Raw genomic sequence first — 24,722 nt, 5'->3', positions numbered from 1 at the left:
TGTGACTCTTGATCGCATGCCTGTCGTACGTGACCTGCGCGTACTCGTGCGCCTGACCGACTTCCGTCGGCTGCTGACCGTCCGGCTGCTGTCCCAGGCAGCCGACGGCGTGTATCAGGTAGCGCTTGCCACGTACGTGGTGTTCTCGCCGGAGAGACAGACCTCTCCGGCTGCCATCGCCTCCGCCATGGCGGTGCTGCTGCTGCCGTACTCCTTGATCGGCCCCTTTGCCGGCGTACTGCTGGACCGCTGGCAACGCCGACAGGTCTTCCTGTACGGGAATCTGCTGCGGGCGCTCCTCGCGTCCAGCACGGCCGTGCTGATCCTCGCTTCCGTGCCCGACTGGCTGTTCTACGCCTCGGCTCTGTCCGTCACCGCCGTCAACCGCTTCGTACTGGCCGGGCTCTCCGCGGCGCTGCCGCGTGTAGTCGATCGCGAGCGGCTGGTGATGGCCAACTCCCTCTCACCAACGGCCGGCACGCTCGCCGCGACCGCGGGCGGCGGTCTCGCCTTTGCGGTGCGGCTGGTGTCCGAAGACTCCGACGCCGCCGTCGTGATGCTCGGAGCCGCGCTCTATCTCTGCGCGGCGCTTGCCTCGCTCCGGATGGACCGCAAACTACTGGGCCCCGACGAGGAGTTGGTGCAGCCCCGGCTGGCCGCCGCGCTGGCCTCCACGACGCGCGGCCTGGTGAGCGGAGTGCGCCATCTAGCGGAACGCAAGCCGGCGACCCGGGTGCTGATCGCGATGACGCTCCTGCGCTTCTGCTACGGAGCGCTCACCGTGATGGTCCTGATGCTCTGCCGGTACGCCTGGTACGAGAAGGAGAAGGACGGTCTGGCTCTGCTCGGGGTGGCCCTCGCGATCTCTGCGGCGGGATTCTTCACGGCAGCGGTGGTGACTCCATGGGCGGTCGGCCGACTGGGCCCGTTCCACTGGCTGGTGGCGTGCGCGGGAGCGGCCGCCGTACTTGTCCCCGCTCTGGGGCTGCCGTTCACCCCAGGCCCGATACTGGTCGCCGCGTTCGTCCTGGGCCTGATCACCCAAGCGGCAAAGATCACCACGGACACGGTCCTCCAGACATCGGTGGACGACGCCTACCGCGGCAGGGTTTTCTCGCTCTACGACGTGCTGTTCAACGTCGCGTTCGTCGGGGCCTCGGCCGTCGCGGCGCTGATGCTGCCGCCCGACGGACAATCCGTGGCCCTCATCCTTGTGGTCGCCGCCATCTACGCAGCGGTTGCCGCGACGACGGCCCGTTGGAGCCGCGCGAGCGCGGCCCTCTAGCTTCACCTCTTACGCCGAGGGGCGATGTTTCACGTGAAACATCGCCCCATCGCCGCGTCCTCATGGATCCGGCGCCATGTTTCACGTGAAACATGGCGCCGTTTCACGCCGCTCGGCACCCACAGTCAGTCCTGTGACGCCCACCATTCCTTGAGTGCCGCAACCGCCGCGTCGTGCTCCATCGGCCCGTTCTCCAGCCGCAGCTCCAGGAGGAAGGCGTACGCCTTGCCGATGACCGGCCCCGGCCCGATGCCCAGGATCTCTTGGATCTGGTTGCCGTCCAGGTCGGGCCTGATGGCGTCCAGCTCCTCCTGCTCCTTCAGCTGAGCGATCCGCTCCTCAAGCCCGTCATACGCCCGGGAGAGCGCGCTCGCCTTGCGCTTGTTGCGGGTCGTGCAGTCAGAACGGGTCAGCTTGTGCAGCCCCGGGAGCAACGGTCCGGCGTCGCGCACATAGCGACGCACCGCCGAATCCGTCCACTCTCCGGTCCCGTAACCGTGGAACCGCAGATGCAGCTCCACCAGTCGCGAGACGTCCTTGATCATGTCGTTGGAGTACTTGAGAGCGGCCATCCGCTTCTTGGTCATCTTTGCGCCCACCACCTCGTGATGGTGGAAAGAGACCCGGCCGTCCTTCTCGAAGCGCCGAGTCCGCGGCTTTCCAATGTCATGGAGCAGCGCTGCCAGGCGCAGCACCAGATCCGGGCCGTTCTCCTCCAGATCGATGGCCTGTTCCAGGACCGTCAAGGAGTGCTCATACACGTCCTTGTGCCGGTGGTGCTCATCGCTCTCCAGTCGCAGCGCGGGCAGCTCGGGAAGCACCCGGTCGGCCAGGCCGGAATCGACGAGCAATGCCAGACCCTTGCGAGGGTGAGCGGACAGGACGAGCTTGTTGAGCTCATCGCGCACGCGCTCGGCAGAGACGATCTCGATGCGGTCCGCCATCTCCTTCATCGCGGTGACCACCTCGGGCGCCACCTCGAAGTCCAGCTGCGCGGCAAAGCGTGCGGCCCGCATCATGCGCAGCGGGTCATCGGAGAAGGACGCCTCCGGCGTACCCGGAGTCCGCAGCACACGCGCCGCGAGATCCTCCCGGCCGTTGTGAGGGTCGATGAATTCCTTCTCCGGCAGCGCGACCGCCATGGCGTTCACCGTGAAATCACGGCGGACCAGGTCTTCCTCGATCGATTCGCCGTAGGACACCTCGGGCTTGCGCGAGGTCCGGTCGTAGGCCTCCGAGCGGTATGTAGTGACCTCGATCTGAAAGTCCTGGACAGCCTCTCCGACACGTGCGCTCTTCTGGCAGCCGACCGTGCCGAAGGCGATACCCACGTCCCACACCGAGTCCGCCCAGGGACGGACGATCTTCAGTACGTCCTCGGGGCGGGCGTCGGTCGTAAAGTCGAGATCATTGCCGAGCCGGCCCAGCAGCGCATCCCGCACCGAGCCGCCAACGAGTGCAAGGCTGAACCCGGCCTCCTGGAAGCGGCGGGCGAGGTCGTCGGCGACAGGGGATACCCGCAGCAGTTCGGTCACCGCGCGGTGTTGCACCTGACTCAGTGCAGTGGGGTTGTCTTCATTGGCGTTCGGCACAACAAAACAGGGTACGTTGCCCGGCCGACCGGAGCGTCCCTGTTTATGAGCGGTCCGAAGGTCCCTTCCGATCATGTGGGGCACTCCGCGGCACTTCGACACAGCGCACCTCGTTACCATGCGTGGACGCAATGAGGCGAGAACGACCAACGGCATCAGACAACGAGGGACGGACAGGCGCGTGGCCGAGGCGGCACACTTCCAGGGGATGAGTCCTTCTCCTGCCCGCCGGTGGCTGCGACGCACAGCCGCCTTGATCGCCGGGGCCCCGCTGGTGGCCGGACTGCTCATTGGTGCGGCCGCACCTTCCGCGTCTGCCGCCGATGAACCCTCGGGCTCCCGGGCGGTCGATGTGTCTCTCAACACTCTGACGCCGGTCGCGCCCGGCAAGAACGACACGCTGACGATCTCCGGCACGGTGACCAACAAGGGCAAGCAGACGGTCACCGACGCCCAGCTCGACCTCCGTGTGGGTCCGCGGCTGTCCAGCAGAACGTCCATCGACCGGGCGGCCGAGCGGACCGGATATGCGGCAGATGCCGATGCCCCGGCCGTCGACGACAAGTACGCCGTGAAGTTCCCCGAGCTCGTCTCGGGCATCAGCCGGGACTTCACGCTCTCGGTCCCTGTCGGAGAGCTGGAACTCGACGACGACGGCGTCTACCAACTCGGGGTGACCGTAAGGGGCCAGACCCCGGACGAGCCGTTCGAGCAGCTGAAGGGCATCGAGCGGACCTTCCTCCCCTGGCAGCCCGAGGCCGCGGAAAAGAAGACCCAGTTCACCTATCTCTGGCCGCTGATCTCCTCGACCCATCTCACCTCGGAGACAGGGTCGGACGAGCAGCAGACTCCGGTCTTCGAGGACGAGGCGCTGGCCGCCGAGCTCGCGCCGGACGGGCGGCTGGGCCAGCTTGTCTCGCTCGGCAGCAAGCTGCCCGTCACCTGGGTCATCGATCCCGATCTTCTGGCCACCGTCGATGCGATGACCAGGAACTACCAGGTCAAAAGCGGAAACACCACCGTCGCCGGCAAGAATCAGGCGCTCGCCGAGCAGTGGCTGAACTCCGTCGAGGCCGCGGTCCAGGGCCGCAAGGTGGTCGCCCTGCCGTTCGCGGACCCCGATCTCGCGTCTCTGGCCCACCGCGGCAAGAACGTCTCCGGTTCTCTGAGCCATCTGCAGTCGGCCACTGAGGTCGCCGAGAAGACCGTCGAGACGATCCTCCATGTGAAACCGTCCACCGACTTCGCCTGGCCCGTGGACGGCGCGATCGACTCCTCGATCGTCGACGTCGCCACCTCGGCAGGCGCGCACAAGGTGATCGCCCGCAGCGACAGTCTCCGCGACGATCTTCCGTACACAGCAAGTGCCGCCCGTCCCATCGGCGGCGGGACAACGGCCGTGGTGGCCGACTCCCGGCTGTCCACCGCCTTCCAGGGCGACATGCTCAACGCCGGCAGCTCGACGCTCGCGATCCAGGAATTCCTCGCCCAGACGCTGTCGGTCGCCCTCCAGGACACGGACAACCAGCGGAGCATCGTCGTCGCACCACAGCGGATGCCGACCGCCTCGCAGGCCCAGTCCATGGCGCGTGCGGTGGAAGCCCTCTCTGCCCAGCGCTGGACGCAGCCGGTCGACCTGATCGCGGCCGCGGGAGCCAAGCCCGACGCCAATGCCACGACCAAGGTGCCCAGCGCTTCCCGCTACCCCGACCGGCTCAGGAAGCAGGAGCTGCCGGTCCATGCCTTCCGTGACATCCGCAACACGCAGAACGAGCTCGACAGCTTCAAGGTCATCCTCACCGCTCAGGACCGGGTGGTGACCCCCTTCGGCCGGGCCATCGACCGGGAGATGTCGACGACCTGGCGCGGCGCCCTGGTGGCCGCTCAGGGCTATCGCGGCGACGTGCGCACCTATCTGCAAGGACTGACCGAGCAGGTTCAGCTGATCGAGAAGTCTCAGATCACCCTGTCGGGGCGGAGCGCGACGATCCCGGTCACCGTCCAGAACAGGCTGGTCCAGGGCATCGACCACTTGGTGCTGCGGCTGGAGTCGGACAACGCCACCCGCCTCAGCCTCGACGACGACAAGGCCATCGCCGCAAAGCCCATCAAGGTCGAGGGCGGCCACAGCCAGTCCGTGAAGTTCGACGCGGCGGCGAACGCCAACGGCCCGGTGCAGATGACGGCCCAGCTCTACACCGAGGACGGCAAGCCGTACGGCAAGGCGATGCATTTCACGGTGAAGGTCTCCGAGATCACCCCCACCGTGATGCTTGTCATCGCCGGCGGCGTGCTGCTGCTCGTGCTCGCAGGCGTCAGGATGTATACGCAGCGCAAGCGCGCGGCCGCCCGAGCAGAGACCGCGGAGGCCCCGGAAGACTCGGCATCGGACGACGCAGAGCTCGCTCCCGACGGCGACGACCCGTCGGACCACGCGGAACAGTCCTCGGGTGACATCGACCGGCCCGATCCCGGGCAGGCGAGTGACCCGACACCAAACACCGGACCCGAAAGCGGCGACCCGTCGGGCACGGGTGAGAAAGTGGACCGTTGAGCGATGTCGTGGCCGGCCGGCCGGGGACGATGAGGTGGGGTAGCAATGAACGCGCCGTACGACGGTGACCGTGGCCAGAGCGGGGACGTGGACCCCGCAGGCCAGGTACCGCCGCCCCAGCCTGTCCCTGATCCCTACGCTCAGGACCCGTACGTCCAGGACGCCTACGCCCGCGATCCCTACCAGGCGCAAGATCTGTCCGCCCAGGACCCGGTGACCGAGGCGCTCTACGACCGCGCCTCCCACCCGCCGCCGCCCCCGGGGACGTACCAGGAACCGCAGCCGCTGTACCAGCAGCCGCCGACGCCCCAGCACGCTCCCGACCCCCGTATCTGGGCGCAGACCCCGCCGCCCGAGCCCTCCGGACCGTCCCGTCATCTGCCCTACGGGGACGACGTCAGGACCACTCAGTACACCGGTGTCGACGACCTGGTCACCCACGCCGGAGAGCAGGAGCCGGAGCCTGACGCGTTCGCGCATCTCTTCCGGGACCAGCAGGCCTCAGGTCAGCCGACTCCGGCCCCCGAACCGATCCCGGCGACACCGGCCCCGAAGAAGCCGGGCGGACGGGCCTCCAGCCTGATGAAGTCCAGTGCGGTCATGGCTGCCGGCACGATCGTCTCGCGGCTGACCGGCTTCCTTCGGACCCTGGTGATGGCCGCCGCGATCGGCGTCGGCACCCTCAACGACTCCTACCAGGTCGCCAACGTACTGCCGACAATGATCTACGTCCTGGTCGGCGGCGGCGCGTTGAACGCGGTATTCATCCCGCAGCTCGTGCGCGCCATGAAGAACGACGACGACGGTGGCGAGGCCTACGCCAACCGGCTGCTGACACTTGTCGTCGTCCTGCTCGCCGGCGTCACGACCGTGTGTGTGCTCGCCGCTCCGCTGCTGGTCCGGATGATGTCTCCGGAGATCGCCTCCAACCCGCAGAAGATGGAAGTAACGGTCGCCTTCGCCCGCTACTGCCTGCCCACCATGTTCTTCATGGGCCTCCACGTGGTTCTCGGCCAAATCCTCAACGCCCGCGACCGGTTCGGCGCGATGATGTGGACTCCCGTCCTGAACAACATCGTGATCATCGCTACCTTCGGGGCGTTCATCTGGGCTTTCGGCAGCTTCACCGAGACCGGGGTCCGGGCCGAGACCATCACGCCGGAAGGTGTCCGGCTGCTGGGCCTCGGCACGCTCCTGGGTCTCACCGTCCAGGCGCTGGCGATGGTCCCGTATCTGCGCGAGGCCGGCTTCAAGATGCGGCTGCGCTTCGACTGGAAGGGCCAGGGTCTGGGCAAGGCCGTCGGGCTCGCCAAGTGGACCTTCTTCTTCGTTCTCGCCAATCAGCTCGGCATGATCGTCGTCACGCAGCTGGCCACCGCGGCGGGCGCCACCGCTGAGCAGCAAGGCTTCACCGGTACCGGTATCACCGCGTACAACTACGCGCTGCTGCTGTGGCAGATGCCGCAGGCCATCATCACCGTCTCTGTGATGACCGCGGTACTTCCGAGGATCTCCCGCTCGGCCCACGACGGCGACCCTGCCGCGGTCCGTGACGACATCTCCTACGGGCTGCGCACCTCAGCCGTCGCGATCGTGCCGTGCTCGTTCGCCTTCGTCGCACTCGGCGTACCGATGGCGACCCTGCTCTACGCCGGGTCGGGAGCCCAGGGCGCCCGTGGCATCGGCTTCACTCTCATGGCCTTCGGTCTGGGCCTGATCCCGTACTCCGTGCAGTACGTCGTGCTCCGCGGCTTCTACGCGTACGAGGACACCCGGACTCCCTTCTACAACACCGTGGTCGTGGCTCTCGTGAATGCCGCCGCCTCCGTGGTCAGCTTCATGGTGCTGCCCGCCCGCTGGGCCGTTGTCGGCATGGCAGCCTCGTACGGCCTCGCCTATGTCGTCGGCGTGGGCATCGCCTGGCGCAGGCTGAAGAGGCGACTGGGCGGCGACCTGGACGGTGCACACGTCATGCGCACGTACGCCCGTCTCTGTATGGCTTCCGTTCCCGCCGCGGTTGCCGGCGGTGCGGTCGCTTTCGTCATCATCAAGGCGCTCGGCAGCGGTGCGGCCGCGTCGCTTGCCGCGCTGGTCGGCGGGGGGATCATGCTGCTCGGCGTCTTCTTCGTCGCGGCAAAGAAGATGCGCATCGAGGAGCTCAACTCCATGGTCGGCATGGTGCGCGGGCGCCTTGGCCGATAAGGAACGCGTGGTTCCCGCACAACCATCGCCCGCCGCTGTGTGTCGTGCATAGCGCCGGACTGTGGGCACAATTGGCTTGGCTGTTGGTTATGCACAACGGATGGGGAGGCAGGAACGACGGTGGCGGAACGTAGCACGGCTGCCGTCGACGTGGCCGACAACGGCGGAGACGATCCGCTGACCGCCCAGGCGGGCAAGGCCACGACCGACGGGGCGGCGGAATCCCAGGAAACGGCGGAGAAGGACGCGCCGGACACGGGCAACGAGCGGAAAGGCACGGAGCCCACCATCGCCACGCCCGAGCTGCACAGCGGCCACAAGCTCGCCAGACGCTACCGGCTCGAGGAGTGCGTCACCCGTCTGGACGGTTTCAGCAGCTGGCGTGCTGTGGACGAGAAGCTGCGTCGCGCCGTGGGGGTCCATCTCCTCCCCGCCGACCATCCCCGGGCCCGTTCCGTACTCGCGGCGGCCCGTTCGTCGGCGCTTCTCGGCGACCCCCGTTTCGTGCAGGTCCTGGATGCGGTCGAGGAGAACGACCTCGTCTATGTCGTCCACGAGTGGCTTCCTGACGCGACCGAGCTCACCGCTCTGCTCGCCATGGGCCCGATGGAACCGCACGACGCATACCAGCTCGTCGACCAGCTCTCCCAGGCGATGGCCGCCGCGCACCGCGAGGGCCTGGCCCATCTCCGGCTGACGCCGGGTGCCGTGCTGCGCAGTTCGACCGGGCAGTACCGGATCCGCGGACTCGCGGTGAACGCCGCTCTGCGCGGAATCACCGCCGACCGTCCGCAGCGCACCGACACCGAGGCGATCGGCGCTCTTCTGTACGCCGCCCTGACCCAACGCTGGCCGTACCACAGCGATGCGTACGGCCTCTCCGGGCTGCCCAAGGGCGTGGGGCTCCTCGCCCCCGACCAGGTGCGGGCCGGGGTCCACCGCGGGCTCTCCGAGCTGGCAATGCGCGCACTGGTCAACGATGGCGCCACGGCCTCCCGCCAGGAGCCACCGTGCACCACGCCTGACGAACTGGCGAAGGCCGTCGCCGCGATGCCCCGCATCCGCCCGCCGGAGCCCACTTTCGCCGCCCGGCCCGAGTACCAGCGGACCACCTACCAGCAGGGCACGTACGGCCGGACCGCGAACCGCCCCGGGCCGACGGCTCCCCAGCCGGCGCCCGCTCCTCCCGCGCCGCTCGAGAGCCGTACGGGCAGGGTCCTCAAGTGGGGGGTTGCCGCGCTGCTGATCGCGGCGCTCGGGCTCGGCAGCTGGCAGATCGCGGACAAGCTGATCGACCGCGACAAGGATCCGGTGGATCCGGGAACCTCGCAGACCGGCGGCGGCGAGAAGAACGACGATCCCAAGGCCGGCCTGCCGGTCTCCATCGTCGACGCCCATGACTTCGACCCCTTCGGTCAGGATCGCACCGAGAAGCCTGCTGCGATAAAGAACAGCTACGACGGCGACCCGAGCACGTCCTGGAACACGGATCTCTACAAGACCTCGGACTTCGGGCGGCTGAAGTCGGGCGTCGGCATCGTTCTCGACCTTGGCAAGGTTCAGCAGGTCGGCACGGTGGATGTCTCCTTCCTCGGAGGCAGCACCTCGGTGGAGCTGCTGGCCGCGCCGGAGGATGCCACCTCGGAGCCGACCAGTTTCGACGGCTTCACCAAGGTCACCGAGGGATCTGGTTCGAATGTGGCCCTCAAGCCCGGTGAGCCGGTCCAGTCGCGGTACGTTCTGGTCTGGCTGACCGATCTTCCGCAGGATGACGGCGGGGACTACCGCGGCAAGGTCTCGGAGATCAAGATCACCAGCTGACGGCATCCGGGGAGGGGGCTCACCGTTGGACGACGCGACACTCGGCGACATGAGCGACCAGGATCTTCTGGCGCGCCATGTCGCGGGGGACCCGGATGCCTTCGGTGAGCTCGTACGGCGGCACCGTGACAGGCTCTGGGCCGTTGCCCTGCGTACGCTCGGAGACCGTGAGGAAGCCGCTGACGCAGTCCAGGACGCTCTGGTATCAGCCTTCCGGGCCGCCCATACCTTCCGCGGCCAGTCCGCCGTCACCACCTGGCTCCACCGCATCACCGTGAACGCCTGCCTCGACCGGGCCCGTAAAGCAGCCTCGCGCAAGACCTCCCCGGTCGACGACACGGAGCGCCTGGAGCAGCTCCTCGAGCCTCATGAGTCCGCCGAAGCCCCGGCCGAGCGCCAGGATCTGCATCGTGAGCTGCTGGCCGCGCTGGCGAAACTCCCCGCAGACCAGCGGGCGGCACTGGTGCTGGTGGATATGCAGGGCTACCCCGTCGCTGAAGCGGCCAGCATCCTCGATGTGCCGACAGGGACCGTCAAAAGCCGCTGCGCCCGAGGGCGGGCACGGCTGTTGCCGATGCTCACCCATCTGCGCAGTGATGCCAGGGATAGCAGCGAACTCAGCGGGGGAAGGAACCGGACGCCGGGGGGATCCGTCCCACCAGCGTCGGGACAACCACCGGCATCGGGACAGAGGGACGCAGGGCCGAATGATCCTGCGGCTGTGAAGGGCGGAGGTGGGCGAGCGTGACTTCCACGGCCGACATGACTCAGCACCCGGACGTCTCGGAGATCTCTGATCTCACCGAAGGCCTGCTCTCGCCCTCCCGTACAGCCGATCTGCAGCAGCATCTGGACAGCTGCCCCCTGTGCGCGGATGTTCGTGCGTCCCTGGAGGAGATCCGCGGATTGCTCGGGACGCTGCCCGGCGCATCACGGATGCCTGCCGATATCGCGGAGCGCATCGATGCCGCTCTCGCCGCCGAGGCTCTTCTGGACTCCACCGTCCCCGAAGAGAGCGCGCATGTTTCACGTGAAACATCGCCTACCGCTCCGCAGCCCGAGACCACGTCGGCCGATCGGCCCGCCGGACATGCGCGCGGTGCCACCGGTCCCGGTCGCGGTCGTCACGCCCGGAAGCGCCGCAAGGTCGTCCTGGGAACAGTGTTCGGCGCAGCAGCTGTCGGCATGAGTCTGCTGTTCTTCCAGCAGGTCAAATTCACCGGCGACAACAACACTGCGAGCCAAGATCAGGGCGCCAGCAGTCGCGCAGACGCCGCCGCGCAAAGCCTCTCCGCGAGCAGCCTTGAGGGCCGCGTCAAGGCGCTCGTCGCCTCCAGTCCGGCTCGAGACCAGACGAAGATCGAGAAGGGGCCCTCGATCGAAGGCCAAACCCGCTCTGCTGCGCCGGACAAGATGGAGATGACATCTCAAGAGGTGCCGCCCTGCATTCAGAAGGGCACTGGACGGACTGACGCGCCGATCGCCTTCGAGCGGGACAGTTATGAAGGTGAGAACGGCCCCGTCGCCGTGTACCTCGTCGTGTTCCCGCACACCACGGACAACAAGCAGGTTCAGGCGTATGTGATCGACGCGGCATGCGCCGATACCGGTTCTGCACCCACGGGGAAACTGCTGCTCACCGACGCCTATCCTCGGCGCTGACACACCCCGCCGCGCTGCTCGGACACCCCGGGAATGCAAGCCCCGTAGGATCCGTTGGGTGGGGTGAGAGTCATTGACCCGGCCCAGTCAACAGGCAGTCAGCAGAGACGAGGAAGTAACCCGTGAGCGACGTCCGTAACGTGATCATCATCGGCTCCGGTCCGGCCGGCTACACGGCGGCGCTCTACACCGCGCGCGCGTCTCTGCAGCCGCTGGTGTTCGAGGGTGCCGTCACCGCAGGCGGTGCGCTGATGAACACGACCGATGTGGAGAACTTCCCGGGCTTCCGCGACGGCATCATGGGCCCGGACCTCATGGACAACATGCGCGCCCAGGCCGAGCGGTTCGGCGCCGAGCTCGTTCCCGACGATGTGATCTCCGTCGACCTCACGGGTGAGATCAAGACCGTCACCGACACCGCGGGCACCGTCCACCGTGCCAAGGCCGTCATCGTCACGACAGGCTCCCAGCACCGCAAGCTCGGCCTGCCGAATGAGGACGCGCTCTCCGGACGCGGCGTCTCCTGGTGTGCGACCTGTGACGGGTTCTTCTTCAAGGACCAGGACATCGCCGTGATCGGCGGTGGTGACACGGCAATGGAGGAGGCGACGTTCCTGTCGCGCTTCGCCAAGTCCGTGACCATCGTCCACCGCCGTGACACCCTGCGCGCCTCCAAGGCCATGCAGGACCGCGCCTTCGCCGACCCGAAGATCTCCTTCGCCTGGGACAGCGAGATCGCCGAGATCCACGGCGATCAGAAGCTCTCTGGTCTGACCCTCCGCAACACCAAGACGGGTGAGACCTCCGCGCTCCCGGTCACCGGCCTGTTCATCGCCGTGGGCCACGACCCGCGGACGGAGCTCTTCAAGGGACATCTCGACCTGGACGACGAGGGCTACCTGAAGGTCGAAGCACCGTCGACGCGGACCAACCTCACCGGTGTCTTCGCCGCGGGCGATGTCGTCGACCACACCTACCGTCAGGCGATCACGGCTGCCGGCACCGGCTGCTCCGCCGCGCTCGACGCCGAGCGCTACCTCTCCGCTCTCGCCGACGGTGAGAACGATGCCGAGCCGGAGAAGACCTCAGCGGTCTGACCCCTGCACCAACTCCTCTGCACACCCCGCATAAATCAGTAAGGAGGCCGCCGTGGCCGGCGCGCTGAAGAACGTTACCGATGACACCTTCGAAGAGGATGTCCTCAAGAGCGACAAGCCTGTACTGGTGGACTTCTGGGCCGCCTGGTGCGGTCCGTGCCGCCAGATCGCGCCGTCTCTTGAAGCCATCGCGGCCGAGCACGGCGACAAGATCGAGGTCGTGAAGCTCAACATCGACGAGAACCCGGCCACGGCCGCCAAGTACGGCGTCATGTCCATCCCGACGCTGAACGTGTACCAGAACGGCGAGGTTGCCCAGACGATCGTCGGCGCCAAGCCGAAGGCCGCCATCGTCCGCGACCTTGAGAACTTCATCGGCGAGTAATCACGGCGCCGTTGTTTCACGTGAAACAACGAATGGGCTCATTCCTCACGGGGATGAGCCCATTCTCGTTGTTGGCGGAGCCAGGATTACAGCGGACGGAGCACGGGCTCCTTCTGCACCGCGCCGAGCAGCCGGTCCAGGGCCAGCTCCACATCTTCCTTCCAGGAGAGCGTGGTCCGCAGTTCCAGCCTCAGCCTCGGATGCATCGGATGCGGACGCACGGTCTTGAAGCCCACCGCCAGCAGATGATCGGCCGGCAGCACACAGGCGGGTTCCTTCCAGCGGGCATCGCCGAATGCTTCGATCGCACGGAAGCCCCTCCGAAGGAGATCCTTCGCCACGGTCTGCACCATGACTCTCCCGAGCCCTTGCCCCTGATACCCCGGGTTGATCCAGGCGGTCATCAGCTGCACCGCGTCCGCCGAGACAGGGCTCGTGGGGAAAGCCGTTGAGCGCGGCACATACGCCGGAGGCGCGTAGAGAACAAAGCCGACGGGCACCTCGTCGACATAGACAACCCGGCCGCAGGATCCCCACTCGAGCAGGACGGCCGAGATCCAGGCCTCCTTCTCCAGCTCGGGAGTTCCCGCTTTTACCGCGGCTTCCCCGCTGACCGGATCAAGTTCCCAGAAGACGCACGCACGACAACGCTTGGGAAGGTCCGAAAGGTTGTCCAGCGTGAGGGGTACAAGCCGACGCCCCATGAAGGCTGTTCCTCGCTTCCTTCCCCGGCCGCATGACGAGCGGCCGCCAGCGCACTCCGCTCATGGAGCAGGCTGCTGATGAAGCCCCCGACTGCCCCCAGGCCCAAGCCAGCTGTGACCAGTTGGCTGCGGCTCACCGTTCGCATGGCCCTCGCCCTCCCTCTGAGGTGGATCAAGGTGGATGTGCCATACCAGAACGCATCGTATCGACCTGGCCCCGGTGCCGATACCGCCAGACAGGCAAAGGGCGGGCAGTGTCCCGGTCAACAACCCGGTCACGACCCGCCCTCGGCATCAGTACGGAAGGCCTCAGCCCTCGTCGTCCTGCTCGTACTCCTCGTTCTCCTCGGCGAGTCCCTTCTCCAGGACCCGTCCCTCGCCCGGGGCGAGCGTGCCAAGGATGCGCTCCAGATCGTCTATCGAAGCGAACTCGACGACAATCTTTCCCTTCTTCTGGCCGAGGTCGACCTTCACTCGCGTCTCAAAGCGGTCCGAGAGTCGTGAGGCGAGATCGGTGAGCGCCGGCGAGAGCCGGGCACCGGCCCGCGGACTCTTCGGCTTGGCCGTGCTCTTGGGGTTCGAGTTGATCAGCGTCACGATCTCCTCGACCGCACGAACCGAGAGCCCTTCGGCCACGATCCTGTGCGCAAGGCGATCCTGCTCCTCGGAGTCATCCACCGAGAGCAGCGCACGGGCATGACCGGCCGAGAGGACCCCGGCGGCAACGCGGCGCTGGACCGGAGGGGAGAGCCTCAGCAGACGCAGCGTGTTGGACACCTGCGGACGCGAGCGTCCGATCCGGTCGGCCAGCTGGTCGTGCGTGCAGTTGAAGTCCTTGAGCAGCTGGTCGTAGGCGGCGGCCTCTTCCAGCGGGTTCAGCTGGGCGCGGTGCAGGTTCTCCAGCAGCGCGTCCAGAAGGAGCTTCTCGTCATCCGTGTGCCGGACGATTGCGGGGATCCGCTCCAGACCGGCCTCACGGCACGCCCGCCAGCGGCGCTCACCCATGATGAGCTCGTACCGCTCCGGCCCCAACTGGCGCACGACAACCGGCTGAAGAAGACCGACTTCCTTGATCGACGTGACGAGCTCGGCGAGGGCATCCTCGTCGAAGACCTCACGCGGCTGGCGCGGGTTGGGTGTGATCGCGTCCAGCGGCAGCTCGGCGAAGTGCGCACCGGCCGGCTCGGCCGGCTGGGGTACGGCCTCCGGCTCCGGTGCGGCAGTCATGGCCTCGGGCGGTACAGCAGCGGACGGCAGCGTCGTCACCTTGGCTGCCGCCACACCTCTTTCCGCGGTCAGCACCGGTGCCGCTCCTGGAGAGCCGGAAGCCCCGTCAGAGGGCACCTGCTTCTCCTGGGGAGCGGCAGGGATCAGCGCACCGAGCCCACGCCCCAATCCTCTACGTCGCTCGCTCACTGGATCCCCTCCGACATACTCTGCTGGCTGTTCTGAATGCCCAGATGGGCATGCTGCGGGTCGTACTGGATCCCAACCCCACGCAACGCGATCTCACGAGCCGCCTCAAGATACGACAGCGACCCGCTGGAACCTGGATCGTAGGTCAAGACCGTCTGCCCATAGCTCGGCGCCTCCGAGATGCGTACCGAGCGGGGGATGCTCGTCCGCAGCACCTCCTCGCCGAAATGGCTGCGCACCTCGTCCGCCACCTGCGAGGCGAGCCGGGTTCTGCCGTCGTACATGGTGAGGAGAATCGTCGACACGTGCAGGGTCGGGTTGAGATGCCCGCGCACCAGGTCCACGTTCCTCAGCAGCTGGCCCAGGCCCTCCAGCGCGTAGTACTCGCACTGGATCGGGATGAGCACCTCCGCACCGGCCACCAACGCGTTGACGGTCAGCAGACCCAGCGATGGCGGGCAGTCGATGAGGATGTAGTCCAGCGGCTGCTCATAGGCCTGGATTGCCCGCTGCAGTCGGCTCTCCCGCGCCACCAGCGACACCAGCTCGATCTCCGCACCGGCGAGATCGATGGTGGCGGGGGCGCAGAAGAGACCTTCGACGTCCGGGACCGGCTGGACCACCTCGGAGAGCGGCTTGCTCTCCACCAGGACGTCATAGATAGATGGGACTTCGGCGTGGTGATCGATCCCCAGCGCCGTGGAGGCGTTGCCCTGTGGATCCAGGTCGACGACCAGAACGCGCGCGCCATGGAGCGCGAGCGAGGCGGCGAGGTTGACCGTGGTGGTGGTCTTCCCCACACCGCCCTTCTGGTTGGCGACAACCATGACGCGTGTCTGGTCAGGTCGGGGCAGACCCTCACCGGCACGCCCCAGCGCCTCCACAGCCAGCTGGGCAGCTCGACCAATGGGGGTGTCGTCCATCGGGGGCGGTGTTTCACGTGAAACATCCGCTCCCGCAGACTCTGTACGGGGACCGGGGACCGGGTCGGTCATCGGTCCCGCGATGTTGGCGTCGGACCGCAAGGATTCACTCTCCTCGACTTCAGGCTCGCGATGAACAGAGCCTGCCATGCTTTCGGGGTCGTGAACCAGCGAGGCAGGTGGTTCTGTGGATGAATCCACCTCTGTGGACAATTCCGGGGCCCTCACGAGGGGCTCTCGGTTCCGAGTCGGAGCGGCAGCACGTCCGCGGCTGATGATTCCCTGCAGCAGTGAGCGACGTTTCACGTGAAACACGATGCACGGGCCGCAGGACTACACCTGCACGACACTCCGAAATGGGTACGTATGGCTGCTTGTATGGAGCATCGCTGATAGACAGTACGGACTGTACGGATCACACCGCACCGATCAGCTGATACGGATCAACGGCGCCTACGTGTGCGACTCGTGCGGGCAGCCTTGGCGCGCTTGGCCGCGAAACGCACTCCGCCCGGGCTCTCCCCGACCTCCACCCGCACCACCGTGGCGAGCGGATCGACAAGTCCCTCGCCGACATGCAGCACCGAGGTTTCCACCACACCGAGCTTACTCAGCGCGGCCCGAGCTCCCAGGAGCTCCTCCTCGGCGGTGTCGCCCTTGAGGGCCAGCATCTCTCCGTACGGACGCAGCAGCGGCACTCCCCACCCCGCCAGCCGGTCCAGCGGTGCCACGGCGCGCGCGGTCACCACATGGACGGGCGGCAGTGTGCCGAGAACCTCTTCGGCCCGGCCGCGCACCACGGTGACGTGATCGAGGCCCAGGAGCTCGACAACCTCCTGAAGGAAATTGGTGCGCCGCAGCAGCGGCTCAAGGAGCGTGATCTTCAGATCCGGGCGCACTAGCGCCAGAGGGATACCCGGCAGGCCGGCTCCCGAGCCCACATCGCAGACCGTGACACCCTCGGGCACGACCTCGGAGAGAACCGCACAGTTCAGCAGATGCCGCTCCCACAGCCGCGGCACCTCGCGAGGACCGATCAGGCCGCGCTTGACTCCGGCGTCCGCGAGCAGCTCCGCATACCGCACGGCCTCCGGAAAGAACTCTCCGAATACCGCTCGCGCCACTTCGGGCGCCTGGGGAAGCTCTGCTGCCTCCGTCACGGGAACCGTCCTTCCGTACCGCACGACCGCAGGGCGGACCGTGGTGGCTGACTATCAGGCTTACAAAGATCGGCCCCGCCTGCGAACAGACGGGGCCGATGGAACGATGGTGGTCAGGCGGGGAGCACGACGACGAAGCGCTGCGGCTCCTCGCCCTCGGACTCACTGCGCAGGCCCGCGGCCGCAACCGCATCGTGCACGACCTTGCGCTCGAAGGGCGTCATCGGGTCCAGCTTCACCGGCTCACCGGTGCTCTTCACCTCGTCCGCGGCCTTGGCGCCGAGCTCGGCAAGCTCCGTGCGCTTCTTGGCCCGGAAGCCTGCGATGTCCAGCATGAGCCGGCTGCGGTCACCGGTCTCGCGATGCACGGCGAGCCGAGTCAGCTCCTGGAGAGCCTCCAGGACCTCACCGTCTCGGCCGACGAGCTTCTGCAGATCCCGGCTACCCGCTTCGCTGATGATTGAGACCGCAGCCCGGTCGGCCTCGACGTCCATGTCGATGTCGCCGTCGAGATCGGCAATGTCGAGCAGACCCTCGAGGTAGTCGGCCGCGATCTCCCCTTCCTGCTCAAGGCGGGTCAGGGTGTCGCCCTCGGCGGCGGCGGGGATGGTGCCTTCCGTCACGGATGGACTCCTTCTTACTTCTTGGACGACGGGTGCTTGGGCCGCTGCTGGCCCTTGCGCTGTCCGGACTTGGGCTGCTGGCGCGTGGATCCCGAGGCGGGCTTGCCGGCCGGCTTTGGCGCGGCATCCTGGGGCGCGTCCTTCTTCTGCAGCGAGGGCTTAGAGGAGTCGTCTGCGTCCGTGCTCTTGGCCGCGCCCTGGTGGGCACTGCCGGACTGGCGCTTCGACTTGGTCTGACGCTTGGGCTGCTGGCGCCTGCCTGCAGCGCCGCCATCGGCTTCGGCCTCGGCCGTTTCGCTCTTGGCCACCGTGCCGTCCGCCTGGGCGGCGAGGCCGGCCTTGGCCAGACCGGTGATGAACTTGCGCTCGTTGTCGTTGCGGTCCGGGCCCTTGGCGACGATGGCCTGGATGACGTTGCGCTTGCGCCGCGAACGCACTTCGCCACGGGAGGTGACGCTCTTCAGCAGCCGCTGCAGGTAGTGGTCCTGGGCCTTGCTGCCGGGGGTCGGGTTCTGGTTGATCACGTACATCTGCTGGCCCATGGTCCACACGTTGGTGGTCAGCCAGTAGACGAGGACACCGACGGGGAAGTTGATGCCCATCACGGCGAAGATGACCGGGAAGATGTACATCAGCATCTTCTGCTGCTGCATGTACGGCGTCTTCACCGTCAGGTCGACGTTCTTCTGCATCAGCTGGCGCTGCGTGTAGAACTGCGACGCCGACATCAGGACGATCATGATCGCGGTAACGATGCGCACATCAGTGATCGAGGCGTTGAGGGCCGCGACCTTCTCCGCGCTGTCCGTGAACTTCGCGGCGAGCGGGGCACCGAAGATGTGGGCCTTCTGAGCGCTCTGCAGCAGCGGTTCGTTGATGACGCCGATGGTGTCGTTCGAGGCGATCTTCGACAGCACGTGATACAGGGCAAAGAAGAACGGCGACTGCGCGAGGATCGGAAGGCACGAGGAGAGCGGGTTGGTCCCGGTCTCCTTGTACAGCTTCATCATCTCTTCGGACTGTCGCTGCTTGTCGCTCTTGTAGCGCTCCTGGATCGCCTTCATCTTCGGCTGGAGCGCCTGCATGTTCCGGGTCGACTTGATCTGCTTCACAAAGAGCGGGATCAGACAGATCCGGATGAGGATCACCAGCGACACGATGGACAGTCCCCAGGCCCAGCCCGTGTCGGGGCCGAAGATCGCCCCGTAGATGCTGTGGAACTGGACGATGACCCACGAAACAGGTGTGGTGATAAAGCTGAAGAGACTGGCAATCGTGTCCACTAATCAGGCTCCTTGAGCATTGGGCGAGGTCTCTACCGCCGGACTCGGGGGTTCGGGGGTCGACCCCCGGGGAGGCACATCGGCGGTTGAGTGCCCGCCCTTACTGCCGCGCAGTGCATCACGCAGCATCTCGTGCCACCGCGGACGCTTGCGAGGAGGCACATGGTCCACGCCACCCGGCGACCACGGATTGCACCGCAGGATGCGCCAGGCGGTCAGCGCTGTGCCTTTCACCGCGCCGTGGCGGTCGATGGCCGTGTATCCGTAGTGGGAGCACGACGGGTAGTACCTGCAGACAGGGCCCAGCAGCGGGCTGATCGTCCACTGATACAGCTTGATCAGAGCCAGCAGCGGGTACTTCATCGCGCGCCCCCTCCCAGCAGCCGCTGAAGAGCGGTGTCCAGGTCTCGGGCCAGCTGTGCATGGTCGGCGTCACCCGCGCCGGGCAGCGCCCGTACGACCACCAGGCTACCGGGGGGCAGCTGGACGAGTCGTTCGCGTATCAGGTGACGCAGTCTGCGCTTGACCTTGTTGCGTACGACCGCTCCGCCCACTGCCTTGCTCACGACGAAACCCGCACGCGTCGGAGGAGCGCTCTCCCCAGGCGCGTGCGGGTCCGTTGCACCGCTGCGTAGATGGACGACGAGAAGCGGGCGACCGGCCCGGCGTCCTCGGCGTACCGCGGTCGCGAATTCCTCGCGCCGCCTCAGCCGATTCTCGGTAGGCAGCACGTCACGACCTGTACGTGATCAGGCGGACAGGCTGGCGCGACCCTTGCCACGGCGGTTCGCGAGAATCGCGCGGCCGGCACGGGTGCGCATCCGCAGGCGGAAGCCGTGGGTCTTGGCGCGACGACGGTTGTTCGGCTGGAAGGTGCGCTTGCTCACTCGGGGGCTCCAGATAAAGATTCGGTGGTGGCGGGACATCGCCTGGCTGTCACCGTGCGCCCACGAGTAGCTCGCGTTTACGCCCGAGTGCACCGCTTCACAATCACTGATCGTGATCTTTGCCCATCGGAGGCAGGCGGCAGCAGCCATCGACAACTCGACCTGGTTACGGTACGCGCGGCTACGCCATCCGGTCAAACCAGCGTCACACCCCGGCCCACTATGCACAGGCTGTGGACAACAACTTGAACCGCGTCAGTCGCCACGACTACCGTGGCTGAACTCCGATTCCTTTCCTGCCTGTCTTCCCATCCCGTCCCGAGAACCACACATTCGTGGGACCTGTGAGAGAGCGTGCCTTGTGGCTGATGTACCTGCCGATCTTGCCGCAGTGTGGCCACGAGTGCTGGAACAGCTCCTTGCGGAGGGCCAGCAGGGCATCGAGCCCAAGGACAAGCAGTGGATCGAGCGCTGCCAGCCACTCGCACTGGTGGCCGACACCGCGCTGCTCGCCGTCCCCAATGAATGGGGCAAGCGCGTCCTCGAGGGCCGACTCGCACCGCTGATCAGCGAGACCCTCAGCCGTGAGTGCGGCCGCCCGATCCGGATCGCGATCACCGTCGACGATTCCGTTGGCGAGCCCCCGGCCCCGCAGCAGGCGCCTCCGCCCCAGGAGCCGCCCCTCTATCAGGGCCCGCAGCACGACGACCAGCAGAACGATCGCTATCAGGGATACGGGCGCCGGCCCGGCGACGACGGAATGCCGGAGATCCGCCCTGCCTATCCCGACTACCAGCAGCAGCGGCACGAGCCGGGTGCCTGGCCCCGCACCCAGGAGGACCTGTCCTGGCAGCAGCCTCGGCTCGGCGGCTTCCAGGACCGCGACCCGTACGCCACCACCAGGCCGCACCAGCCGCAGCACGACTACCGGCAGCCGCAGCCGCCCGAGCGTCAGCAGTACGAGCAGCAGCGGCCGGAGCGCCATGAGCTTCCCGAGAGCGGGGGCCGGCATCGCGGCGTGCCCGGGCCGCTCGGCGCGCAGCCGTCGCCGGCGCCGGGACCCGGTGAGCCGCATGCCCGGCTGAACCCGAAGTACCTCTTCGACACCTTTGTCATCGGCGCGTCCAACCGGTTCGCGCACGCGGCCGCCGTCGCGGTCGCCGAGGCCCCGGCCAAGGCGTACAACCCGCTGTTCATCTATGGGGAGTCGGGGCTCGGCAAGACCCATCTGCTGCACGCCATCGGGCACTACGCCCGCAGCCTCTACCCCGGGACGCGGGTGCGGTATGTGAGCTCGGAGGAGTTCACCAACGAGTTCATCAACTCGATCCGCGACGGCAAGGGCGACACGTTCCGCAAGCGCTACCGGGATGTGGACATCCTGCTCGTCGACGACATCCAGTTCCTGGCGAGCAAGGAGTCGACGCAGGAGGAGTTCTTCCACACCTTCAACACGCTCCACAACGCCAACAAGCAGATCGTGCTCTCCTCGGACCGGCCGCCGAAGCAGCTGATGACGCTCGAGGACCGGTTGAGGAACCGTTTCGAGTGGGGGCTGACCACCGACGTACAGCCGCCGGAGCTGGAGACCCGGATCGCGATCCTCCGGAAGAAGGCGGTGCAGGAACAGCTCAACGCCCCGCCGGAGGTACTGGAGTTCATCGCGTCCCGGATCTCGCGCAATATCCGCGAGCTGGAGGGCGCGCTGATCCGGGTGACGGCGTTCGCGTCGCTCAACCGGCAGCCGGTCGACCTCGGGCTCACCGAGATCGTGCTCAAGGACCTGATCCCCGGCGGCGAGGACTCCGCGCCCGAGATCACGGCCGGCGCGATCATGGCGGCGACCGCGGACTACTTCGGGCTGACGGTGGAGGATCTCTGCGGATCCTCGCGCAGCCGGGTGCTGGTGACGGCCCGGCAGATCGCGATGTACCTCTGCCGTGAGCTGACCGATCTCTCACTGCCCAAGATCGGCGCACAGTTCGGCGGCCGCGACCATACGACGGTGATGCACGCGGACCGGAAGATCCGCGCGCTGATGGCCGAGCGGCGCTCGATCTACAACCAGGTCACCGAGCTCACCAACCGGATCAAGAACGGCTGACGAAGCCAGGCCGAGACGCCACCCGCAAGAGACGTCAGGAGCGCCCCAGGGACACCCGTCCCGGGGGCGCTCCTCGTCGTTCTGAGCCGTTGCGAGTCGTTCCGCGTCCGCTGCGCGTCCCCGGTGCGTTCTCGCGCTGTTCGAATACGGGACCGTGCCGCGGGGTTCTCCACAGATCTGGGGACGATCTTCCGTCCACAGCCTGGGGACCGCGAAGTTGTCCAGACTGCGTCCACAGGTACGGTTGTTGAGACTTGATCACACCAGGTCAAGTGGTTGTGGATTTGTGGCAAACCACGCTCCACAGACTGTGGACGCAGAAAGTGTCCACAGGGTGTGATCGATGTTGTCCACCGGCAGCCCACAGGCATCGCCCTGTTGCCCACAGCTTCTCCACACCGCTGTCCACTGTTCGGCAACGAAACACCGTCTCTCACCGACTCGAGTGAAAGGCGTCACACCAACGTGGTCGGTTGGCCTGTGGGGAACGTGGGTAAAGCTGGGGACAGCACTGGGGAGAAGTCCCGTCGGGCTGTGCACCGAATGTGCAGAACTTTCCGGCGTCCACAGAAACCCCCGGTTGTCCACCGCCTCCGCCCACAGGCCCGGTGGACAAAAAAGCGGCCTTGACCTGCGCGGATGACGTTATCCACGGTTTCCACAGGCCCTACTACTACTCCCACTTAGAGTTACCGGGAAATTCGCTTCGAAGACGGCCCTGTGCACAACTGAGGCCCGGAGCCCGCGACACCGGTTGGCATGACTTGACCCCGACCCGCACCGACTGTCGGTGCCGTGCGTCAGACTGGTCCCCGGCGACACAGCCGACGACGAAGGCCAGCAAGGGCGAGCCAGCAACAGCAGGAGGCGGTTCCGGTGAAGATCCGGGTTGAGCGCGATGTACTCGCGGAGGCGGTGGCCTGGGTGGCCCGCAGCCTCCCGGCCCGTCCGCCGGCGCCCGTACTCGCGGGCCTTCTTCTGAAGGCGGAGGACGGCGCCCTGAGCTTCTCCAGCTTCGACTACGAGGTCTCGGCCAAGGTCTCCGTCGATGCCGAGGTGGACGAGGACGGCACCGTGCTCGTCTCCGGCCGCCTTCTCGCCGACATCTGCCGGGCCCTCCCCAACCGCCCGGTGGAGATTTCCACAGACGGTGTACGGGCGACCGTGGTCTGCGGCTCCTCGCGATTCACACTCCACACCCTGCCTGTGGAGGAGTACCCGGCGCTGCCGCAGATGCCGACCGCGACCGGCACCGTGCCCGGTGAGGTCTTCGCCTCTGCCGCCGCGCAGGTGGCCATCGCAGCCGGCCGTGACGACACGCTGCCCGTCCTCACCGGCGTGCGTATCGAGATCGAGGGCGACAGCGTCACGCTGGCCTCGACCGACCGTTACCGCTTCGCGGTCCGTGAGTTCCTGTGGAAGCCGGAGAACCCGGAGGCGTCCGCCGTCGCGCTGGTGCCCGCCAAGACGCTGCTGGACACCGCCAAGGCTCTGACCAGCGGTGACACGGTCACGCTCGCGCTGTCCGGCTCGGGTGCGGGCGAAGGGCTCATCGGTTTCGAGGGCGCCGGGCGGCGGACCACGACCCGGCTGCTCGAAGGCGATCTGCCGAAGTACCGGACGCTGTTCCCGACCGAGTTCAACTCGGTGGCGGTCATCGAGACCGCTCCGTTCGTCGAGGCCGTCAAGCGTGTGGCCCTCGTCGCCGAGCGGAACACTCCGGTCCGGCTCAGCTTCGAGCAGGGCGTGCTGATCCTGGAGGCCGGCTCCAGCGACGATGCACAGGCTGTGGAGCGAGTCGACGCGCAGCTGGAGGGCGACGACATCTCGATCGCCTTCAACCCGACGTTCCTGCTCGACGGTCTGAGCGCGATCGACTCCCCGGTCGCCCAGCTGTCGTTCACCACCTCCACCAAGCCCGCGCTGCTGAGCGGCAAGCCGGCTGTGGATGCCGAGGCGGACGAGGCGTACAAGTACCTGATCATGCCCGTACGGCTCTCCGGCTGACTCCCGCCAGGGCCGCCGAAGGTGTGAATCCCACGGGCCTGCTCCCGCCCGAGCAGGCCCGTCGGGCTGTACGCACCGGCCGGGCGTAGGCTCGGAGCCGGGTACGAATCGGCATACAACGCTTAAGGAATCTGTGATGGAGCTCGGTCTCGTCGGCCTCGGCAAGATGGGCGGCAACATGCGCGAGCGCATCCGCCGCGCAGGCCACACCGTCCTCGGCTACGACCGCAACCCGGACCTCGCCGATGTCCACAGCCTTGAGGAACTTGTGGGCAAGCTGAAGGCCCCGCGGGTCGTTTGGGTGATGGTCCCGGCCGGTGCCGCGACCCAGTCCACCATCGACGAGCTGGCCGAGCTTTTGTCGCCCGGCGACGTCGTGGTCGACGGTGGCAACTCCCGCTGGACGGACGACGAGAAGCACGCGGTCGAGCTGGGCATCAAGGGCATCGGCTTTGTCGACTGCGGTGTTTCCGGCGGCGTTTGGGGCCTGGAGAACGGCTACGCGCTGATGTACGGCGGCCATGCCGAGCATGTCGCCAGGGTGCAGCCGGTGTTCGAGGCGCTCAAGCCCGAGGGCGACTTCGGCGCGGTGCACGCGGGCAAGGTCGGCGCCGGCCACTTCGCGAAGATGGTCCACAACGGCATCGAGTACGCCATGATGCAGGCCTACGCCGAGGGCTGGGAGCTGCTGGAGAAGGTCAACTCGGTCACCGACGTACGCGAGGTCCTCCGCTCCTGGCAGGAAGGCACGGTCATCCGCTCCTGGCTGCTCGACCTGGCGGTCAACGCGCTGGACGAGGACGAGCACCTGGAGAAGCTGCGCGGTTATGCACAGGACTCCGGCGAGGGCCGCTGGACTGTGGAAGCCGCGATCGACAACTCAGTGCCGCTGCCCGCGATCACCGCGTCGCTGTTCGCGCGGTTCGCGTCCCGTCAGGACGACTCCCCGCAGATGAAGATGGTCGCTGCGCTGCGGAACCAGTTCGGCGGTCACGCGGTCGAGAACAAGTAGTCCCA

At 67.0% G+C, this 24,722-nt stretch carries 21 protein-coding genes; 11 read left to right on the top strand and 10 right to left on the bottom strand.

The window, feature by feature from the left end; genetic code table 11:
• Positions 1–16: 16 nt before the first annotated feature.
• Entirely contained in the window at positions 17–1,285 is a 1,269-nt protein-coding gene (locus ACH4YL_RS05935) for an MFS transporter (protein ID WP_398505232.1), read from the top strand.
• Between the two features lie 125 nt (positions 1,286–1,410).
• Here ACH4YL_RS05935 and ACH4YL_RS05930 read toward each other — a convergent pair whose 3' ends face one another.
• Complete coding sequence (locus ACH4YL_RS05930; protein WP_398505230.1) at positions 1,411–2,877, bottom strand: CCA tRNA nucleotidyltransferase; 1,467 nt, start codon at positions 2,875–2,877, stop codon at positions 1,411–1,413.
• 181 nt (positions 2,878–3,058) lie between these two features.
• Here ACH4YL_RS05930 and ACH4YL_RS05925 point away from each other — a divergent pair, with 181 nt between their 5' ends.
• From ACH4YL_RS05925 to trxA, 7 genes are all read left to right on the top strand, one after another.
• The gene (locus tag ACH4YL_RS05925) at positions 3,059–5,431 is read left to right on the top strand and encodes a DUF6049 family protein (RefSeq protein ID WP_398505228.1); all 2,373 of its coding nucleotides are present in this window, start codon (positions 3,059–3,061) and stop codon (positions 5,429–5,431) included.
• 45 nt (positions 5,432–5,476) lie between these two features.
• Positions 5,477–7,633 carry a murein biosynthesis integral membrane protein MurJ gene (murJ, locus tag ACH4YL_RS05920; RefSeq protein ID WP_398505226.1) on the top strand — a complete coding sequence of 719 codons (2,157 nt, stop codon included), beginning with the start codon at positions 5,477–5,479 and terminating at the stop codon, positions 7,631–7,633.
• Between the two features lie 120 nt (positions 7,634–7,753).
• Positions 7,754–9,454, top strand: a complete 1,701-nt coding sequence (locus ACH4YL_RS05915) for a protein kinase family protein (RefSeq protein WP_398505224.1) — start codon at positions 7,754–7,756, stop codon at positions 9,452–9,454.
• Between the two features lie 25 nt (positions 9,455–9,479).
• The gene (gene sigM / locus ACH4YL_RS05910) at positions 9,480–10,202 is read left to right on the top strand and encodes an RNA polymerase sigma factor SigM (protein WP_398505222.1); all 723 of its coding nucleotides are present in this window, start codon (positions 9,480–9,482) and stop codon (positions 10,200–10,202) included.
• Complete coding sequence (locus ACH4YL_RS05905) at positions 10,199–11,116, top strand: anti-sigma factor family protein (RefSeq protein ID WP_398505220.1); 918 nt, start codon at positions 10,199–10,201, stop codon at positions 11,114–11,116. The genes sigM and ACH4YL_RS05905 overlap by 4 nt, the downstream gene beginning before the upstream one ends.
• Before the next feature lie 122 nt (positions 11,117–11,238).
• Positions 11,239–12,213: a thioredoxin-disulfide reductase gene (gene trxB, locus ACH4YL_RS05900; RefSeq protein ID WP_398505218.1), complete on the top strand. Its 975-nt coding sequence runs from the start codon at positions 11,239–11,241 to the stop codon at positions 12,211–12,213.
• A 52-nt stretch (positions 12,214–12,265) separates the two neighbouring features.
• Positions 12,266–12,598 (top strand): thioredoxin, encoded by a 333-nt coding sequence (trxA, locus tag ACH4YL_RS05895; protein WP_398505216.1) that lies wholly within the window; start codon positions 12,266–12,268, stop codon positions 12,596–12,598.
• An 86-nt stretch (positions 12,599–12,684) separates the two neighbouring features.
• On the opposite strand, the gene ACH4YL_RS05890 is transcribed toward trxA, so the two are convergent.
• The 9 genes from ACH4YL_RS05890 to rpmH form a co-directional block, all read right to left on the bottom strand.
• Positions 12,685–13,302 carry a GNAT family N-acetyltransferase gene (locus ACH4YL_RS05890; RefSeq protein WP_398505214.1) on the bottom strand — a complete coding sequence of 206 codons (618 nt, stop codon included), beginning with the start codon at positions 13,300–13,302 and terminating at the stop codon, positions 12,685–12,687.
• Positions 13,303–13,611: 309 nt separating this feature from the next.
• Positions 13,612–14,718 (bottom strand): ParB/RepB/Spo0J family partition protein, encoded by a 1,107-nt coding sequence (locus ACH4YL_RS05885; protein ID WP_398505212.1) that lies wholly within the window; start codon positions 14,716–14,718, stop codon positions 13,612–13,614.
• The gene (locus ACH4YL_RS05880; RefSeq protein WP_398505210.1) at positions 14,715–15,791 is read right to left on the bottom strand and encodes a ParA family protein; all 1,077 of its coding nucleotides are present in this window, start codon (positions 15,789–15,791) and stop codon (positions 14,715–14,717) included. Before ACH4YL_RS05880 ends, ACH4YL_RS05885 begins: the two co-directional genes overlap by 4 nt.
• A 293-nt stretch (positions 15,792–16,084) precedes the next feature.
• Entirely contained in the window at positions 16,085–16,801 is a 717-nt protein-coding gene (gene rsmG / locus ACH4YL_RS05875; protein ID WP_398505208.1) for a 16S rRNA (guanine(527)-N(7))-methyltransferase RsmG, read from the bottom strand.
• Positions 16,802–16,914: 113 nt separating this feature from the next.
• Positions 16,915–17,424 (bottom strand): protein jag, encoded by a 510-nt coding sequence (locus tag ACH4YL_RS05870; protein WP_398505206.1) that lies wholly within the window; start codon positions 17,422–17,424, stop codon positions 16,915–16,917.
• Positions 17,425–17,438: 14 nt separating this feature from the next.
• On the bottom strand, positions 17,439–18,707 hold the full coding sequence (gene yidC / locus ACH4YL_RS05865; protein WP_398505204.1) for a membrane protein insertase YidC: 1,269 nt from the start codon (positions 18,705–18,707) through the stop codon (positions 17,439–17,441).
• A gap of 3 nt (positions 18,708–18,710) precedes the next feature.
• On the bottom strand, positions 18,711–19,070 hold the full coding sequence (gene yidD / locus ACH4YL_RS05860) for a membrane protein insertion efficiency factor YidD (protein WP_398505203.1): 360 nt from the start codon (positions 19,068–19,070) through the stop codon (positions 18,711–18,713).
• Positions 19,067–19,438, bottom strand: a complete 372-nt coding sequence (rnpA, locus tag ACH4YL_RS05855; RefSeq protein ID WP_398505201.1) for a ribonuclease P protein component — start codon at positions 19,436–19,438, stop codon at positions 19,067–19,069. The genes yidD and rnpA overlap by 4 nt, the downstream gene beginning before the upstream one ends.
• A gap of 18 nt (positions 19,439–19,456) precedes the next feature.
• The gene (gene rpmH / locus ACH4YL_RS05850; protein ID WP_006381191.1) at positions 19,457–19,594 is read right to left on the bottom strand and encodes a 50S ribosomal protein L34; all 138 of its coding nucleotides are present in this window, start codon (positions 19,592–19,594) and stop codon (positions 19,457–19,459) included.
• 361 nt (positions 19,595–19,955) lie between these two features.
• Between rpmH and dnaA the strand changes: the two genes are divergently transcribed.
• The 3 genes from dnaA (at position 19,956) to gnd (ending at position 24,717) form a co-directional block, all read left to right on the top strand.
• Positions 19,956–21,698 carry a chromosomal replication initiator protein DnaA gene (gene dnaA / locus ACH4YL_RS05845; RefSeq protein WP_398505199.1) on the top strand — a complete coding sequence of 581 codons (1,743 nt, stop codon included), beginning with the start codon at positions 19,956–19,958 and terminating at the stop codon, positions 21,696–21,698.
• Between the two features lie 876 nt (positions 21,699–22,574).
• Positions 22,575–23,705: a DNA polymerase III subunit beta gene (gene dnaN / locus ACH4YL_RS05840; RefSeq protein WP_398505197.1), complete on the top strand. Its 1,131-nt coding sequence runs from the start codon at positions 22,575–22,577 to the stop codon at positions 23,703–23,705.
• A gap of 136 nt (positions 23,706–23,841) precedes the next feature.
• On the top strand, positions 23,842–24,717 hold the full coding sequence (gene gnd, locus ACH4YL_RS05835; protein WP_398505195.1) for a phosphogluconate dehydrogenase (NAD(+)-dependent, decarboxylating): 876 nt from the start codon (positions 23,842–23,844) through the stop codon (positions 24,715–24,717).
• Positions 24,718–24,722 lie beyond the last annotated feature (5 nt).

It is taken from the genome of Streptomyces sp. NPDC020681 (assembly GCF_044334895.1).
GTDB lineage: Bacteria > Actinomycetota > Actinomycetes > Streptomycetales > Streptomycetaceae > Streptomyces.
Note: the sequence above shows the minus strand (reverse complement) of the source record. Positions and strands in the feature narration are given on the sequence as shown.